This window comes from Bartonella sp. B10 (assembly GCF_053794435.1).
This window is the reverse complement of the sequence record NZ_CP200030.1, coordinates 340,206-358,179: the sequence shown is the minus strand read 5'-3', so window position 1 is coordinate 358,179 and position 17,974 is coordinate 340,206. Positions and strand designations below refer to the sequence as shown.

At 34.1% G+C, this 17,974-nt stretch carries 14 protein-coding genes and 1 tRNA gene; 10 read left to right on the top strand and 5 right to left on the bottom strand.

All coding sequences use genetic code 11. The features are described from left to right. The first annotated feature begins 706 nt into the window (after positions 1-706). Positions 707-2,800 (top strand): S9 family peptidase, encoded by a 2,094-nt coding sequence (locus V3565_RS01540; RefSeq protein WP_455478578.1) that lies wholly within the window; start codon positions 707-709, stop codon positions 2,798-2,800. A gap of 89 nt (positions 2,801-2,889) precedes the next feature. Here the strand turns inward: V3565_RS01540 and V3565_RS01535 are convergent, their stop codons facing one another. Beyond that, positions 2,890-3,492, bottom strand: a complete 603-nt coding sequence (locus V3565_RS01535) for a superoxide dismutase (protein ID WP_455478577.1) — start codon at positions 3,490-3,492, stop codon at positions 2,890-2,892. Between the two features lie 726 nt (positions 3,493-4,218). Between V3565_RS01535 and V3565_RS01530 the strand changes: the two genes are divergently transcribed. Beyond that, positions 4,219-4,293 (top strand) — tRNA-Gln (locus V3565_RS01530). 471 nt (positions 4,294-4,764) lie between these two features. Here the strand turns inward: V3565_RS01530 and V3565_RS01525 are convergent. From V3565_RS01525 to V3565_RS01510, 4 genes are all read right to left on the bottom strand, one after another. Further along, positions 4,765-5,550 (bottom strand): DUF1499 domain-containing protein, encoded by a 786-nt coding sequence (locus V3565_RS01525; protein WP_455478576.1) that lies wholly within the window; start codon positions 5,548-5,550, stop codon positions 4,765-4,767. 621 nt (positions 5,551-6,171) lie between these two features. Then, entirely contained in the window at positions 6,172-6,711 is a 540-nt protein-coding gene (locus V3565_RS01520) for a DUF1254 domain-containing protein (protein WP_455478575.1), read from the bottom strand. Further along, entirely contained in the window at positions 6,704-7,297 is a 594-nt protein-coding gene (locus tag V3565_RS01515) for a DUF1214 domain-containing protein (protein ID WP_455478574.1), read from the bottom strand. Before V3565_RS01515 ends, V3565_RS01520 begins: the two co-directional genes overlap by 8 nt. A 17-nt stretch (positions 7,298-7,314) precedes the next feature. Then, positions 7,315-9,462 carry a transglycosylase domain-containing protein gene (locus tag V3565_RS01510; protein ID WP_455478573.1) on the bottom strand — a complete coding sequence of 716 codons (2,148 nt, stop codon included), beginning with the start codon at positions 9,460-9,462 and terminating at the stop codon, positions 7,315-7,317. A 303-nt stretch (positions 9,463-9,765) separates the two neighbouring features. On the opposite strand from V3565_RS01510, the gene V3565_RS01505 reads away from it, so the two are divergent. The 8 genes from V3565_RS01505 to V3565_RS01470 all read left to right on the top strand — a co-directional run bounded on the left by V3565_RS01505 (position 9,766) and on the right by V3565_RS01470 (position 17,896). Then, positions 9,766-10,002 (top strand): hypothetical protein, encoded by a 237-nt coding sequence (locus V3565_RS01505; RefSeq protein ID WP_455478572.1) that lies wholly within the window; start codon positions 9,766-9,768, stop codon positions 10,000-10,002. A 17-nt stretch (positions 10,003-10,019) separates the two neighbouring features. Then, positions 10,020-10,688, top strand: coding sequence for a response regulator transcription factor (locus V3565_RS01500; protein ID WP_455478571.1), 669 nt, complete (start codon positions 10,020-10,022; stop codon positions 10,686-10,688). After that, entirely contained in the window at positions 10,685-12,097 is a 1,413-nt protein-coding gene (locus V3565_RS01495) for an ATP-binding protein (RefSeq protein WP_455478570.1), read from the top strand. Before V3565_RS01500 ends, V3565_RS01495 begins: the two co-directional genes overlap by 4 nt. Before the next feature lie 287 nt (positions 12,098-12,384). Next, positions 12,385-13,095 carry a tetratricopeptide repeat protein gene (locus tag V3565_RS01490; RefSeq protein WP_455478569.1) on the top strand — a complete coding sequence of 237 codons (711 nt, stop codon included), beginning with the start codon at positions 12,385-12,387 and terminating at the stop codon, positions 13,093-13,095. 182 nt (positions 13,096-13,277) lie between these two features. Then, entirely contained in the window at positions 13,278-13,757 is a 480-nt protein-coding gene (gene ccmE, locus V3565_RS01485; protein WP_455478568.1) for a cytochrome c maturation protein CcmE, read from the top strand. Between the two features lie 7 nt (positions 13,758-13,764). Then, on the top strand, positions 13,765-15,750 hold the full coding sequence (locus V3565_RS01480) for a heme lyase CcmF/NrfE family subunit (RefSeq protein WP_455478567.1): 1,986 nt from the start codon (positions 13,765-13,767) through the stop codon (positions 15,748-15,750). Then, positions 15,747-16,154 carry a cytochrome c-type biogenesis protein gene (locus V3565_RS01475; protein ID WP_455478566.1) on the top strand — a complete coding sequence of 136 codons (408 nt, stop codon included), beginning with the start codon at positions 15,747-15,749 and terminating at the stop codon, positions 16,152-16,154. The genes V3565_RS01480 and V3565_RS01475 overlap by 4 nt, the downstream gene beginning before the upstream one ends. A 230-nt stretch (positions 16,155-16,384) precedes the next feature. Then, positions 16,385-17,896, top strand: coding sequence for a Do family serine endopeptidase (locus V3565_RS01470; protein ID WP_455478565.1), 1,512 nt, complete (start codon positions 16,385-16,387; stop codon positions 17,894-17,896). The last annotated feature ends 78 nt before the right edge of the window (positions 17,897-17,974 follow it).

Below are 17,974 nucleotides of genomic sequence, written 5' to 3'. Positions count from 1 at the left end.
ATCTTTATTTTTAAATAAAAGTATTTTTCATATATATATTATGTATAAAAACATAATATAGTATAGAAATAGTTATTTTATAAATAACTTATAAATAAAAATATTAAATGTAAAACTGTAATACACAAAAAAAAAAAAATTATTTTATGTATTTACAATATAATAATTTTAGTATTTTTTTACGAAATTCAAACTTCGATGCAAGAAAATGATGTTTTTTGAATGTAAAAAGGCACTTAGACAAATTTTTTAAACCAAGTAAAAGTGTTGCAAGCAGAACAAAAAACTATAATGTATATTACAGATATAGAATGTCATAAAAAATAATACTAAAACGGCACACTGTCACATATTAGTACAGTATTGAAAGTTTCTCTCTCTCCTTAGACTATAACAGCACCATCCTAAATACATTTTACTGTATATGCTTCATACCTAATGTCTCCGTTCAGAAGAAGAATTTAACTCTGCGACCAAAAGGTTAAATTTACTTGATCCATTTATTAGGATGGCATGATGTTTATATAACGAAATATTTACGGTTTATGATGAACAGAAGTATACAGTGTAACTGCTAAAATTACCTCAGTTATGTTTGTGCAAGTAAGTAAAACTTGCAAATCTTACCTATTGCATAAGGGAAATAATTCCAACATATAAACGAAACCATCCACATCTTTTAACGTAGGATTATACAGGATTATATATGACTCGATCTTCATCACTTCCTCCTAAAGCATTAAAAATTGCTTATAAAGAAACGCATCATGGCATATGTCGTGATGATCCATATCACTGGCTGCGTGCATCTAATTGGCAAGATATTCTTAAAAATCCTAGCTGTCTTGACGAAAATATTCGATATTATCTTGAACAAGAAAATGCTTATCAAGATGCCAAAATGGCTGATACAAAAATATTACAAAATTTGCTTTTTTCCGAAATGAAAAATCGTATCAAAGAAAATGACAGTTCTGTTCCTGTAAAACATGGACCTTTTGCTTATGGATTCTCTTATGTTACTGGAGGGCAGCAGCCGCATTATTTTCGTACATTAAGGAATGGAGACGAAAAAAATGTTTACCTTAATGGTGATATTTTAGCTGAAGGAAAAGAATATTTCAATTTTGGCTCAGTTCAAGAATCTCCTGATCATACACATGTTGTATGGACCTATGATGATAAAGGATCGGAATTTTACATAGCTAAAATTCGTAATTTAGAAACATTATCTGACTGTTCTGATACAATTACTGATACATCTGGACAAATTGTATGGGATGCTAAATCTGAAGGTTTTTTCTATACTAAGATGGATGAAAATCATCGACCTTCTAAACTCTATTATCATAGATTAAATACAGATCAATCACAGGACAGGCTTATTTTTCATGAAGATAATCCAGGATTTTTCTTATATGTAAGTGGTTCTAAGCTGAATGACGTTATTTATATTAATATTCATGATCATGAAACGTCAGAAATTTGGATTATCCCTGCTGAATTACCCCTTGCTGCTCCACAATGTGTACGGAAACGACAAAAGGGTGTTGAATATTCACTTACAGAAGGTGGCGATGTTTTTTATATTCTTACCAATATAGATAATGCGAAAGATTTTAAAATTATGGTGGCACCGTATACATCGCCACAATCAAAGAATTGGTCTGAATGTATACCACACCAACTCGGGCATTTGATAATATCTCATGATGCTTACCAAGATTTTCTTATTTGGCTTGAACGTTTTGAAGGGCTTCCTCGTATAAACGTAATGGATCGCACCACGAAACAAATTCATTCTATTGCTTTTACAGAAGAAGCTTATTCTTTAGGTTTACAAGGAGCTGCAGAGTATAATAGCCACACTTTTCGTTTTTCTTATTCATCTATGACAACACCTGATCAGGTTTTTGACTATGAGATGAAAAGCCGCAAACGAATACTTTTAAAAACGCAAACAATTCCTTCAGGGCATAATAAAGACGAGTATGTAACACGACGTATTTCAGCAGTCGCGGACGATGGTGAAAAAATCCCTATTTCACTTTTTTATCGTAAAACTACTATTCTTGATGGTAGTGCACCTTGTTTACTTTATGGTTATGGTGCCTATGGTATTTCTATTCCTGCCAGCTTCAATAGCAATGTACTTTCTCTAGTTAATAGAGGTTTTATTTATGCGATTGCTCATATTCGTGGAGGAAAAGAAAAAGGAGTTGAATGGTATGAGAAGGGAAAACACCTATTTAAATACAATACATTTACAGATTTTATTGCTTGTGGACGATATCTTGTAGATAATAAATTTACTGCCCATGATAGACTTATCGCTCACGGTGGCTCAGCGGGAGGAATGTTGATGGGTGTTATTGCGAATATAGCTCCACAGGACTTCGCTAGCATAGTAGCCAATGTACCTTTTGTTGATGTTTTAACAACAATGTTAGATGCTTCGCTGCCATTAACGCCGCCGGAATGGCCTGAATGGGGGAATCCTCTTGAATCACAAGAAGATTATAATTTTATTTCCTCTTATTCACCTTACGATAACATTAAAGCTCAAAAATATCCCTCTATTCTTGTGACTGCAGGATTAACTGATCCTCGTGTTACTTACTGGGAGCCTGCAAAATGGGTGGCAAAATTACGCGAATTAAAAACGGATGATAACGAAATCTTATTACGCACTAATATGGATTCAGGTCATGCAGGTGCAGCTGGACGATTTTCAAAATTGGAAGAGATCGCATATATTTACGCGTATATCTTAAAAATAGCGGGAAAAAACTGCTGTTAATATGATCTTCCCTTCTTATTAAGTTATAAGGCTCCACGATCGTTAGATTATGGAGCCCTTATTTTTTTATGAAAGACTATATAGATATTTTAAAATCCGCAATCTTCGTAAAGTTTCAAAACATAATCCCAATTGATTAAATTATCCACGAAAGCTTCAACATATTTTAAACGCGCATTACGATAATCAATGTAATAGGAATGTTCCCATACATCAATTCCAAGAATAGGTTGAGCATCATAAATTAAAGGATTTTCACCGTTAGATGTTTTTAGAATTTCAAGCTTGCCATTTTTAACAGCGACCCACGCCCATCCCGAACCAAATTGAGCACAGGCCGTAGCAATAAAGTCAGTGCGAAATTTATCATATCCGCCTAAATCAGAATTGATAGCCTTTTCTAATTTTTCAGGAAGCTTTTGATTACCACCATTTTTTTTCATCCAATTCCAAAAATGGTGGTGATTGTAGCATTGAGATGCATTATTAAATAAACTAATGTTATTCCCAAAACTTTTTTTAATAATATTTTCAAGGCTATCATTTTCTAAGCCTAATTCTTTTACAAAATTGTTGGTATTAGTAAGATAAGCGAGATGATGCTTATCATGATGATATTCAAGTGTTTCACGTGACATGTAAGGTGAAAGGGCATCATAATCGTAAGGCAATTCAGCTAATTCAAAAGCCATTTAAAAATCTCCTCGATTCTAATTGTTAAGCTTACTCCATAATCTTAATTTGCCATTTATGGTATCTAAAAGCAAATATTGAATGTCTGTTCGGATCAATTTCATTTTAATAATTATCTATTTGTGAGGTAACTTTTCTGAAATACACTTAATTAATAAAACATTGTTGATTTACACAATTCTGTTTTTAGAAAAATTGTTAGATTATTTTTGCATAGACTATTGCATCTTTATGTAAAGAGAATGATGTCTGATGGTTTGTTCGTATCGGGTAAATAAAATTCACAGTGATAGTTACGTTATTTTTGTCGTATATTACACAATAAGAGAGCAAAGAAGGTAAAGAATCAACAATATATAAAGTCTTTAAATTTTCGTTATTGTGTTTGCATAGTTTAGATTTGTATAATAAAGAATCTATAATTGAGTTATAGTTAACGATAAGACATTGAAACACATCAGTAAAATAAAAATAGAATCTGCATTCTATATTATTACTGAAATGAATAAACGAAATAGCAAAGTACAAAGAATTGCAAAACAACTGTTTGGGGGTGAGAGTTTGTTTTGAGTGGAGTCATGAATTTGCGTGCTGATTACAATTTGTATCATTGTGGTACGAATAAGAATTTGTAATAAAAAAGTAAAGGCTTTGATTTTCAGATGTTGCGCACAATCGTAGGAATCGCTATAAGGTGCAAATAAAGTTTTTAGTGTATTCTTTTTTGGGGTATAGCCAAGCGGTAAGGCACCGGTTTTTGGTACCGGCATTCCCTGGTTCGAATCCAGGTACCCCAGCCAAAGTTTGTAAGATTAAAGTATACAAGTGATTTTTAAATTTCCCTGCTTATGTCAAATTGTTTCTTTATTTATTCCAATTCCATTAATAATTTTTTCATTGCTTCTATTTCTAGCAGTTTTTCATCAATTGTTTTGATACGAGGTATTATATTTTCCGAGGTATAACATAAACAGTATTTTTACTCACAAAATTGTCGTCTCTGTGTTCACTATACGCGTGCTACTAACTTTTCAGATTTGTGTGTTAATTTTTTACTTGCATCGCATTTGTTGTTTTCTATAGGAAAGCTCATAAAAAGGAAACAGTTATGCCAGTTGAAGCCTATGATAGTGTAAATACCTTTACGAACATTTTTCTTATATAGAGATCCTTCATAGGTTTTAATAATTATAGCTGGTTTATTTATTTTGTACATCCTAAAACTTATTTAAAATAATATGTTAGCCAAATATTGCTTGCTGTTCTGTATGTTATTTATCATCCTTAGAAAGAGGAAGTGATGCTATTTCTGTATCAAGCGCATCCATAAAATTGATAATAAAAGTAGCATTTGTACCAAAATCCCTTGATAAATAACGTGAAGCAGAACGCATATCAACAAAAGTCGTATCTCCTTCATCAGTTAAACGAATAACAATATCTGAAATTAAACCAAGATAAAAAGTTTTTGCTATGGCTTCGATATAAAATTCGTTTTCTTTACCTTTAAATTTCCTTTGAGCAACAACAGGCCAATCATAAGATGCTAAAACATTAAGCACTGATTTGTGGATGCTGTCAGGTGATTCATCATAACGACGTCCTGATATTTCAGGCCATTCTGACATTTGTAGAGTTGCTTGTTCGTTTAAAACACTCTTGAGTGGTAAAGCATCACTTGGACGTATAGTACGAAAAAAAGATGGAGGTCTCTGTGTATCAGTAGAAACATCATAAATAGCTGGTAAAGCAAACCAAAATCCCAAAAGTAATATTAATGGTACGGCAGTTATTAAGGAATAAATAATACCCTTTAAGGCTTTCATTCCACCTCTAGCGCCCTCTGTCCATAAACTATAAAGGGCTTTTACAGAAAGAAAAAGAGAAACAGCAACACAACAAGCAGATATTGCTATCAAAATCATAAGATCAACTACACTAATTACAGAAAAGCGTTGTAAAAGCACTGAAAATAATAAGATCAAAAATGCCAATCCACCAAAACGGGGAGACCATACCGCTGCCCTTGAGATTAATTGGATATATTTTTTCTTCATTACGTTCTCTTTTCCTGAACAACAAACTATAAGAAGGATTTTATTTATATTGTATATTTGATAAAAAGCTCCTCATTTTATGACAAAGGTAAAGCACTTATTCGCAGTATCAAGGATATTGTGTGCTATATAAATTTTCGATAATTTTATTCACTAACTTGATATGAGTGATTGCTATGTTTCTATGAATTTACTAACGTGATGGATAAGATCTCATAGATTGTTGTTGTATTATATAGAAATAAACTTAAATAATAATATTTGCGGTTTGTATGAACTTTTTTCTATAAATATTTATAGTGCTTACTCTTGTTTATTATATTTCATATGAATGTATGGTTTTTACTGGATATTATATGGTTTTTATATAACATTTGTCATCTTTTTATTTTATCGTTATATAAATATATTCATTATCCTATAATACTTTTATCTTAAATTTGTATTTTAATAAAAGCATTGTATGATATTTTTATGAAATAATTAAAATATTTTAAATTAGAACAATGGTTCTGTTTCAGTTATTATGTTTAGTATATAATAATTGAAAATTGCTTTTTATATATTGTCGAATGCTTTTATAAAAATAGATTCGTTGTATAGTCAGAAATTAGTGTTATTTCATCTATTGAAGATGCGACATGTTGCAGATGAAAGAAAAGCTTCGCTCTCTTTTTTTGCAAGTAAAGAAGGAGCGAAGACGCGTAAGATAGCGAAACCTTCATTAAAATTTTTAGCGACTAAAACTGAGTTATTATCATTTTTGGATTTTGACTTTTTTAGTTCGATTATTTGTATAGGCTTTCCAATGATAATATCGAGTGTAGCATTGGGTGCTGTTCGATCATTAAGGCTATAAAAAATAATTCCTTCACGTGTGTAGGTTGACAATGACCAAAATTGTGTTGTTTTTGAAGTCATTAAATGAACAGGACCATTTTCGAGATTAAATCTGCAGACTTTAAGAAGAAAAAATGGATCGTGAGTTTTTTGAATATGATTACTAGGACTCAAGTCTACAAATTGATAAAAATCTCCCGATTTTTTAAGCTGTATCCATATATTATTTTGAACGTAATAGGGGATCAAAAATAAAACACAAATATGAACAATAATAGCGCCGATTATTGCAAGAAGCGCAATATAAATGAATCTAGTCACAGTTTTTTCCCGATGGAATGTGTTTTATGGATGGCATAGTAAGCTCTTTTAATGCTGTTGCGGAAGTGATTGAAGTATCATATAAAGTTAGAATAAGTCCAAATTCTTTTTTGCTGCCTGTTGCGAGCCAGTTGCCGGTTTTTGCTGTTGGTGATATGTTTATGTGTAGTGAGCCATCGCTTTCATAGGTAATATTGTCTGTATAGAGTTCAAAAGGTATTTCATTAGATGCAGTATGTGGTTTAAGGGATTTGTCTGCTGTGTAAAGGGTAAAAAGACGCGCCTCGGGAATGTGTCCTTTGAGAAAATAGTGGCAATCGGAATATAACGGATGTCCGTTGTTATCTTTCCAGATTTGAAAAATTAGAACTTCAGTTCGTCCGAATGAAATGTCGCCTCGCTTGGCTGTACGCGCTTTGGTGTATGGATCAGCATCGGTTGTTCCTATTTGTGGGTAAGCGCTCCATTCGCCAATTGTAAATTTCCCAAAGTTGTTAAAGGAGTTGAGCATATAATCAACACTCAAGATTCCACATAAAATAGAAAAAATAGAGATTAGAAAGGAGATAACTATATTAAGGAGCATTACAGAATATCTTGAATTTAAAGTGTTGTTCTAATAGTTTTCATCTTTGAAGAAATTATAGATAGGTCTTTCAGGTCTTTATTAATTAATTGTACGACATTTACTGTTTCAGGTGAAAGTGTATGAGATATTTTGGACATGATGTCAGAATCATTATGTGAAGAGAATATTGGCGGTTGATAAGGGAGAATAGAATCTTTGACACCATGGAGCTGTTTGAGCATTATATTTTTATGTGCATAAAGCATAATACGATGCCATATCATAGCTGGTACACCGCCACCAAAAGCACGATTCATTGGTGAGTAGTTGTCGTTACCCATCCACACGGCTCCAGTATAATTACCTGTAAAGCCAACAAACCACGCGTCACGATAGGCTTGTGATGTTCCAGTTTTCCCGGCAACGAGGGTCATTGGTAACGAAGCACGTTTTCCAGAACCCCGTGTTGTAACACCAACCATCATTTGGTTCATATAAGCTGCTGATTGTTTGCTGATAACTCGATGTGGTTTATTTCCATTATATTCTAAATCCCATACAACATGTCCATTTGTTGTTCTAATTTGTGTGAAACCATGGCGATTTCCAGACATACCTCCATTAGCAAAGACATTAAAACCAGTAGCTTGATCCATTGGAGTCATGTTGGATGTCCCCAAAATCATAGTTTTGTGCGATAATATATGAGCACTAATACCCATATTTTTGATTAGATTTATGATTGGCTGGGTATCACGATTAAGATATTGATATGTGATATAAACAGGTACTGTATTGATGGAAAAAGCTAAAGCAGTTGCTAAATCTATTTTACCAAGATAACGACCTGAGTTATTTCTTGGTGACCAACCTCCCCAGTTAATAGGGGTGTCTAGAACTATTGTTGAAGGAGATAGACCGCGTTCCATTGCTGCTGCGTAAACATAAGGTTTGAATGAAGAACCAGGTTGTCGTCCACCTTGTGTCGCTCTGTTGAATTGGCTTTTATTATAATCCAGTCCTCCAACAATTGCACATACGGCTCCGTTATTATCAATAATGACGGTAGCTGCTTGTGTGACACGATACTGTTGACCATATTGGTGTAAATGGTACGCTATTGATTCTTCTGCTACTTTTTGGATGTCTGGATCAAGAGTTGTTTGAACAATCAAAGTCTGATTTGGAAGTTGGTTATTAATTTTTTTGACTTCATCGAACACCCAATCAAGAAAATAGTCAGGCTGATTATTTTTTATTTTTATAATAGCACTAGCTGGGTGGCGATGAGCGTTGATAATTTGGCTATCAGTCATGAATCCACTGTTGACAAGGTTAGAAAGTACGACGTTGGCTCGTGTTTGGGCAGCAAGTAAGTTATTATGGGGAGCATATTTTGTTGGAGCTTTGAATAGTCCTGCTAGCATAGCGGATTCGCTAAGAGATACGTTGCGTATATTTTTACCAAAATAAAATTGCGCAGCTGCTGCAATTCCAAAAGTATTTCCTCCCATGTATACACGATCAAGATAAAGTTGTAAAATTTGCTTTTTGCTTAAGTTAGCTTCTAACCATAGAGCAAGATAAGCTTCTTTTATTTTACGTATTATAGTTCTTTCATTTGTTAAGAATAAATTTTTAGCTAGTTGTTGTGTAAGAGTTGAACCACCTTGAACCACGCTATTAGCTTGCATATTTTGTGAAATTGCTCGTGCAAGACCATGCAAATCAATGCCCCAATGATCGAAAAAACGACGATCTTCTGTTGCGAGAACTGCTTTAATAACATAATCTGGCATCTCTTCAACAGGAACAGACATTGCTGGTAGTGCACCACGGTGACCAATGGGATTGCCATACCGATCTAAAAAAAGAATGGAAAAATTTTGGGGTGAATACCAGTCTTTTTTGGTTAATTCAAAAACGGAAATGCCTACAATGGTAAAAAGAGTAAAACCTATCAATCCTAATGTTAGTGCTTCATTAAGAATTTCGATTATAAATCGTTTCCATCCTCGTATATGAAAGTATTGTGAAATAATTTTTGCTTTCTTCCAAAAGCAATTATTAGTAGATCGGATACGATAAATTGCTGTGTCCAATCGTGCATCTAATTCAATGAGTGCAGGGCTCTGAAATGGCTTGTTGTTTTGTGCTTTATTTTTTTTAAAAAAATCAAACATTTAATTGAGGCCTATGGCAAAATGATGCAACCAAACGAATCTGTAATTCTTATATGGGATAAGAGTACTTTTTGACTATAGTAATGAAAGGTAAAAAGTTCATTTTATGGTTTGTTTAAAAATTATCTCTTCAAATTATTGTATAATCTCTGAAGAAATTTGTTTTGAAATTATTAAAATTTAGGGTACCATCCGTTGATTATATTATCCCACGAAGAAAAAATTTTGTTGCGTGTGCTATGTTTAATAGACATAGAAATGTCGTTCACTCTATGTTCATATAGAATGGATTATGGAATATCTATGATAAAAAAAGTTTCCTTGTTTATGATAATATCACTCTTTTTTGGAGCAGAGTCTGTATTAGCTTCCGAGTGTGCTGAAGTTGGTAAAGAGGTTGCTGCTCAAAAGAGTGGAGTGTTGGTTCGTTCAACGCCTGTTGTTCAAGATGGAAAAGACATGTGTTTGGTTGTGGTTGTATTGCCTGCTCGTGAAGGTAAAAAATTGAGCCGTGTTGAAGTTTTTGTTCCTGCTGATTAGTGCTTGGCAGATGTGTGATGCGTATTTTAATTGTTGAAGATGATCGGAATCTCAATCATCAATTAGCGGAAGCTGTAAAAAGTGCTGGATATGTTTCGGATAGTGCTTTTGATGGTGAAGAGGCTTATTTCTTGGGAAGCACGGATTCTTATGATGCTGTGATTCTTGATATTGGTTTGCCACGTTTAGATGGAATTCGTGTTGTTGAAAGATGGCGTAAAGAAGGATATTTTATGCCTGTTTTAATATTGACAGCGCGAGATCGTTGGTCTGATAAAGTTCTTGGTATTGATGCAGGCGCTGATGATTACGTTGTTAAACCGTTTCATTTAGAAGAAGTGATGGCACGTTTGCGTGCGTTGATCCGTCGAGCTGCAGGTCATGCAACGAGTACATTATGCTGCGGTAAAGTGTTGTTGGATACAAAAACCTCCCGCGTTTTTGTTGATGGTCAGTTGGTTAAATTAACTTCATATGAATTCAGACTTTTGTCGTATCTCATGCATCATTGTGATAGGGTAGTTTCAAGAACAGAGCTAATTGAACATCTTTATGATCAGGATTTTGATAAGGATTCAAATACAATTGAAGTTTTTGTAAGACGGTTGCGTAAAAAGCTCGGGGTGGATTTGATTGAGACTATTCGCGGAATGGGTTATCGAGTGAGATTGTCAGGTGATCAATGAGAATTTTGAAAAACAAAAGCCGGTTTGGGAAGATTTTTTTTCTCATCGGTAGATCTCTTAGTTTGCGTGTTATGATCTTATCGACATTATGGGTCATTATTTCGCTTTCATCGATTTCTGCAGTCAGTATTTTGTTTTATCAGCGCTCAAGTGAACAAAGTTTGGAGCGTATCCTTTTTGCTCATCTTTATAGTCTTATTGCAACAGTAGTTGTATCACCTGAGGGGAATTTAAGAGGAAGTTCTGGGATTGATGATATTCGTTATTCAGATCCAACATCAGGTTGGTATTGGGAAGTAGTTGCTATATCATCTAATATACAAGGAAGAATTACATCCCCATCACTAGGAATTGAGAAAATATTTTCACCAAGCGATGCCGATGTACCTTTTGATAATAAATTTTTTCGCTCTTATCGAATAAAGGGAAAAAAGGGACAGAAGCTACAAGTAATTGAGAGTGATGTTGTTCTCGACAATCAAAATCATATTGCTCGATTCCGTCTTATTGGAAATATAGATGAAGCACATGCACAAGTGCAAGAATTTAAGCGAACTTTGCAAATTTTTCTTTGGAGTTTTGGCATAGGCAGTGTTCTTATCAACATTGCTATCATTTTTTTTAGTTTTCAACCATTGAGGCTTATTCGACAAACACTGAATGATATTCGTGAGGATAGGGTTAATTATGTGAATACGAATTTAGTGAGTGAAGTTATGCCGTTGGCACAAGAAATGAATGCTCTCATTGATAACAATCAACGTATTATTGAGCGGTTTCGTACGCAGGTTGGTAATCTCGCTCATTCATTGAAGACACCCTTATCAGTTATTATGAATGAAGTTGATAAGATGTGTGGAGATCAGGCTATTTTATTGAGAGAGCAAACTGAAATCATGCAGGCACAGATAAGTCATTACCTAAAGCGCGCTCGGATTGCAGCGCAATGTGACAGTATCGTTTATCACACACCTGTTCGTAGGGTTATTAATCATTTGGTACGGGTTATGGAAAAGCTTCATCTTGGGAAAAAATTTCAATTTGTCATGGATGTTGATGATATTGTTTTTTCTGGTGAAAAAGAGGATTTAGAAGAGGTTGTAGGGAATTTAGTTGAGAATGCAGCTCAGTGGTCTCATACAAAAATTTTGATTTCCTGTTGCTTAGAAGAAAATGTTGAAGAAGCAAAATTTTTTAGTATCCTTGTAGAAGATGATGGTTGTGGTTTAACGGAAGAACAAATTGAGGAAGCTTTACAAAGAGGTCGTCGGTTTGATGAAAGTAAACCGGGGACAGGTTTGGGGCTAGCGATTGTTTCAGATATGGTTAATGAGTATGGTGGAAGTTTTTTCTTATCGCGTTCTAATTTAGGCGGGTTATGTGCAAAAGTTTTGTTACCAAGACGGTAAAGATATTTTCTTTTTACACATAGCGTACATTCTAGTTTGTAAGAATGAGTAGTATTTTTGCATACAATTTGCAAAGAAGGAAATAATTCTAGGGTTTGGAGAGTGTATCTGACCGCAATTAGAATATAAAAGTAAAATTTTTGTATGCTTTTGGGTATATTAGAGAAATTGACAATCAATTTTATGATGCCATGAAAATAATTTTTTATTATTTTGCAGCGTAATTTTAATAAATGAGGCAGATGATTGGCTATGTCTTTTGATGTTTGTATTGGTATCAAGGTAATATGCTGTTGTTAATCTTTGTTACACTTTTGCTTTTTCTATATTTTAGCTGTCGATTAAAGAAAGATAAGCAAATTTCGGTCATTGACATTTACAAAAATCATATATTTTCAGTTGAAAATGACAGGTCTGGCACGCACTGTAAAAATATACGTACTCTTAAAATTCTTGGTGTTTTATTCGTTTTTTTTACAACATTGTATATCTACAATCGAACAGGAAATGTAGGAGTTAAAAGTTACTTTTTTAGCGAATTAATGAATAAGGATCCTAATACGCTTAGCAAAAATGAACAGCTTGTTCGTCTGCAAGTACTTTTTTTTCGTACACCAAATGATGGCAAGTTAGCAGATTCATTGGCAGTAGGATATCTTGAGGAAGGCTATTTTCAGAATGCAGTAAACATTTATTTGGATGCCCTTCGCTTGAATGGAGAATCAGCTCCAAGACTTGTGGGGTACGGCTTGGCATTGGTTGGTTATGAAGGGGGAGTGATTACTCAAGAAGCGCAGCGCGCTTTTCAGAAAGCAGCAGATTTGGCTCCACACGATTTTTATCCTCGTTTATTGTTAGCTGATGCATTACGCCAAGAAGGTAAAATTACGCAAGCAGCGCAATTTTTACAAAATTTTCTTGATACAATGCCTGAGAATCTTACAGGACGATCGCAGGTTAAAGCAATGATAGTCCAGTTACGTGATTTATCTGATTAGCATGCTTAGAAAGTTGTGATATTTAGCTTAAGATTGTTAACTCTAGGAGTTTCAAGCAGATAGTGGAGATATTTGATAAGCGTTTTCACCTATATGCAAAGCTTTTAAAAAAATAAATTATATGAACGGTAAATTAATGTTTGTACAACATCTTTATAATAAAGAGTTTTCGTAGATAGTTTATGAACAGTCATTTTTTAAAAAATTCTTATTCGTTGGAAATTATTTTAAGGCAACGGAAAAAAAAGCAATTTCTCATGATCTTATTGTGCTTTTTCGTGATGATCATTGCAGCAAGCCTTGTCATGTATGCAATGCGTAATGCAGTGAGTTTTTTCCGAATGCCATCTGAAATTACAAGAGAAGATATTTCTATGGGACGCCCTTTGCGCTTAGGCGGTTTTGTTAAAAAAGGAACCGTTGAATACATTGGAGAGAGGGAAGTTATATTTTTTGTAACTGATAATATAAAGCATGAAAAAGTTATTTTCAGTGGTATACTTCCAGATCTTTTTCGTGAAGGTCAGGGTGTTGTCGTTGAAGGATATTTTGATAAGCAGGGTTTTTTTATAGGCACACGTATTTTAGCAAAACATGATGAAACTTATATGTCTAAAGAAACAGCTGATCGTTTAAAAAAACATTACAGTGTGGAGAAATAATTCGGTCGTGCTCATTGAATTGGGTCATATTTTTTTAGCTGCAGCATTTGCAATGAGTTTATTGCAGGCGTTTTTACCTGTTGTGGGTATTTTGTTGAGGGAGCGTTCATTGATGCAAACAGTGATCCCCTTAACATATATGACTTTCATATTGGTATTGTTATCTTTAGTGATTATTGTTTATGCCTATATAGTATCTGATTTTTCTGTTTTGAATGTCGTTGAGAATTCTCATTCAGAAAAACCAATGCTTTATAAAATCATTGGTATTTGGGGTAATCACGAAGGATCTATGTTATTATGGGTTTTTATTATAGCTTTTTTTAGTACATTGCTGGCGTTGTTTAGCCAACATTTACCTGTACAGACTAGAACCTTAATTTTAATTTGCCAAAGTTGGATTATAAGCTCTTTTCTTTTATTTGTTCTTTTTGTATCCAACCCGTTTTTACGTGTTAGTCCACCGGCGTTTCAGGGAAATGATCTTAACCCTCTTTTACAGGATATTGCTTTAGCAATTCATCCACCACTTCTTTATTTAGGAAATGTAGGTTTTTCGGTTTGTTTTTCTTTTGCAATAGCTGCGTTAATTACAGGACATGTTGATAAAATTTGGGCACGTTGGGTTCGTCCTTGGATTCTCTTGTCTTGGATTTTTTTAACACTGGGTATCGTTGTTGGATCTTATTGGGCTTATTATGAATTAGGATGGGGTGGTTATTGGTTTTGGGATCCAGTTGAAAACGTTGCATTTATGCCATGGTTATCAGGAACGGCCCTTTTACATTCTTCTCTCGTTCTTGAAAAGAGAAATACATTGAAAAATTGGACTGTATTTTTAGCTATTTTTACGTTTTCTCTTTCTCTTATGGGAACTTTTCTTGTTCGTTCTGGTATTTTAATGTCTGTTCATAGTTTTTCTATTGATCAAGCTCGTGGATGGGCAATTCTTGCTATTTTGCTCTTTTTCATGGGAGGGGCTTTTATTCTCTTTGCTTTGCGAGTACCTATTTTGAAAACAGGTAGATTATTTCAGCCAATTTCGCGTGAAGGTTTTATTATTTTAAATAATTTATTGTTTATAACAATAACGTTAACAGTATTGATTGGTACGCTTTATCCTTATTTTATTGAAATATTAACTGGAAAAAGAATTTCTGTAGGTGCCACATTTTTTAATCTTTCCTGTGGGCCTTTGATGATGCTCTTATCGTTATTGGCTCCATTTGGATCAATGATGGCATGGAAACGTGGCGATTTTTTTGCTGTTTTTGAACGATTGTGGCTTGTTTTTGCATTATCCTTTGTAGCTTGTTTTATAACATATTACGCAACATCTTTACGTGATATTTTTGCAATTTTTGGAATTGGACTTTCAGTTTTTGTTGTATTAGGTAGCTTAGCTGATCTTTGGGGAAAGAGTGGATATCACAAGACAGCTTTGTCGGTGCGTATTAAGAGATTTATTGGATTGCCATGGCCATTTTTTGGTGCTGCAATAGCGCATATGGGGTTAGGAGTTACATTATTCGGTATTATTTGTGTTGCGACTTTTTCGCAAGAGCGTATTCTAACCATGCAGATAGGAGATATGGTAAAAATAGCTGATAAGACTGTTTGTTTCGTCAAGGTTCATGAGGGTGTTGGATCAAATTATTCTACAATGGAGTTTAACTTTACAATATATGAAAATAAGAACGTGGTGCGTAACATGATAGCATCAAAAAGACTTTATTTAAGTCGGAATACATCAACGACAGAAGTGGGTATTCAAAGTCATGGTTTATCCCAATTATATATTGTTCCAGGACGAATAAATGATAAAGGACTTGTTGTGCATATATGGTGGAAGCCTTATGTCATTTGTGTTTGGTTAGGTGCGTTAATGATGGCTATGGGTGGATGTTTTTCTCTTTTTAGTTATTTGTTTCGTATTGGGTTACATCAACATGTAGCTTCCCGATTTAAATTTTCTGAAAAGGTATTTAGATGAAAAAAGTACTGTTTTTGGCTTTATTTATCTTAATCACTATTTTTTCTTTACCATTAGCGATAGCAGTGGAGCCAGATGAAGTTTTGACAGATCCAGATCTTGAATCTCGTGCACGTGATATTTCATCATATTTTCGTTGTCCAGTTTGCCAAAACCAATTGATTGATGATTCCGATGCTTTATTGGCACGCGATTTACGGATTTTAATCCGTAAACGATTAAAAATGGGTGATAGTAATCAGCAAGTTATTGATTTTCTTGTTGAGCGATATGGTGAATTTATTTTATTGAAACCGCCATTTAACAGAACAACATGGTTTTTATGGTTATCACCCCTGATCATTATAATGCTTGGTTTCACAATCATATTTTTCCAAGCGAAACGACACGGATACAAAAAATAATCGAGGTAAATTCTGATAAAGAAAAACAGCTGAAGAAAAAATTAAAATAAGTATTTATAAATAAAAATTAATATATTTCAATTTGTTATCTATTTTTATTTATGATTATTATCAATTTTTTATCTAACCTTACAAAACTTTAATAATTTAGACAGAAAACGGTAATGTCCACTATTTTATAATTGAGTAAAGTTGGGATAAAAATATTACTGAATAGGAGCATATATGAAATGGTTAAAAAAACTTTCTTTACAACATTAATCGCAGTAAGTTTTTCTGCGGTTTTAGAAAGTGCACTGTTTTTTGGTGGATGTGGATCAAGTTTGTTGATAACAGAGGCTAATGCAAGTTCTGCATTTACTTCATTAGTGCAACAACCAGGATTTGCAGATGTTGTTGCTCAAGTAAAACCTGCTGTTGTTTCAGTGCAGGTGAAGAGTGATAGAAAGAAAGAAGAACGATTTTTCAGCGATTTCTTTAGTAGTCCTGGTATTGATCAATTACCAGAGCAACATCCTTTGAAAAAGTTTTTTAAAGAATTTTATGATCGCAGTCGGCCGAGTAACAAACCTTCATCGCGTTCACGTAAACTCAACCCTGTAGCTTTTGGATCGGGATTTTTTATATCGTCTGATGGTTATATTGTTACCAATAATCACGTTATTTCTGATGGAACAAGTTACGTTGTTGTTTTAGGTGATGGAACAGAACTTAATGCAAAACTTATTGGAACAGATCAGAGAACCGACCTTGCAGTACTAAAAGTAAATGAGAAAAGAAAATTTTCATATGTTGAGTTTGGTGATGATTCAAAGCTTCATGTTGGTGATTGGGTTGTTGCTATCGGTAATCCATTTGGTCTTGGTGGAACTGTAACAGCGGGTATTGTTTCAGCACGTGGACGTGAGATTGGTGCTGGGATTTATGATGATTTTATTCAAATTGATGCAGCTGTTAATAGAGGAAATTCTGGCGGTCCAACCTTTAATCTTGATGGAAAGGTTGTAGGGGTTAACACAGCAATTTTTTCTCCTTCTGGGGGAAATGTTGGGATTGCTTTCGCTATTCCAGCTGGGATAGCAAAACAAGTTGTAAACGAGCTTATTGAAAAAGGTACAGTTCAACGAGGTTGGCTTGGAGTTAAGATTCAGTCTGTGACGAAGGAAATTTCTGACTCAATTGGTTTAAAAGAAGCAAAAGGTGCTTTGATTACTGATCATTTGAAGGGACCAGCAGCAAAGGCTGGTATCAAAACAGGTGATGTGATTATCTCAGTAAATGGTGAGAAGATTAATGATGTACGTGATTTAGCAAAGCGTATTGCAACGATTAAACCAGGAGAAACAGCAACCATAGGTATTTGGAGATCTGGTAAAGAAGATAACATAAAGGTTCAACTTGATCCGATGCCTGAAGATGAAGATACAAAAGACGGTGCAAAAAATCCAAGCAAGCGCGGCAGTTCAGATGAAACATTGGAAGATTATGGTTTAGTTGTTACTCTTGCTGAGGATGGTTTGGGGTTAGTTGTAACTGATGTAGATTCAAATTCAGATGCTGCAGATAAGGGAATACGACCTGGTGATGTAATTGTAACGGTTAATAATAAACCTATTAAAAAGGTATCTGATATTACTGATACGATCAAGAATGCACAAAAGTTAGGACGAAATGCTATACTCTTGCAAGTGCGAACAGATGATCAGAATCGTTTCGTTGCTCTTCCAATTGTAAAAAAATAACATTTAGTTAATAGTAAGACAGAGGTTTTGTAGGCCTTTGTCTTACCACCTAATTTCACGAAATGACGGAGAAACGTT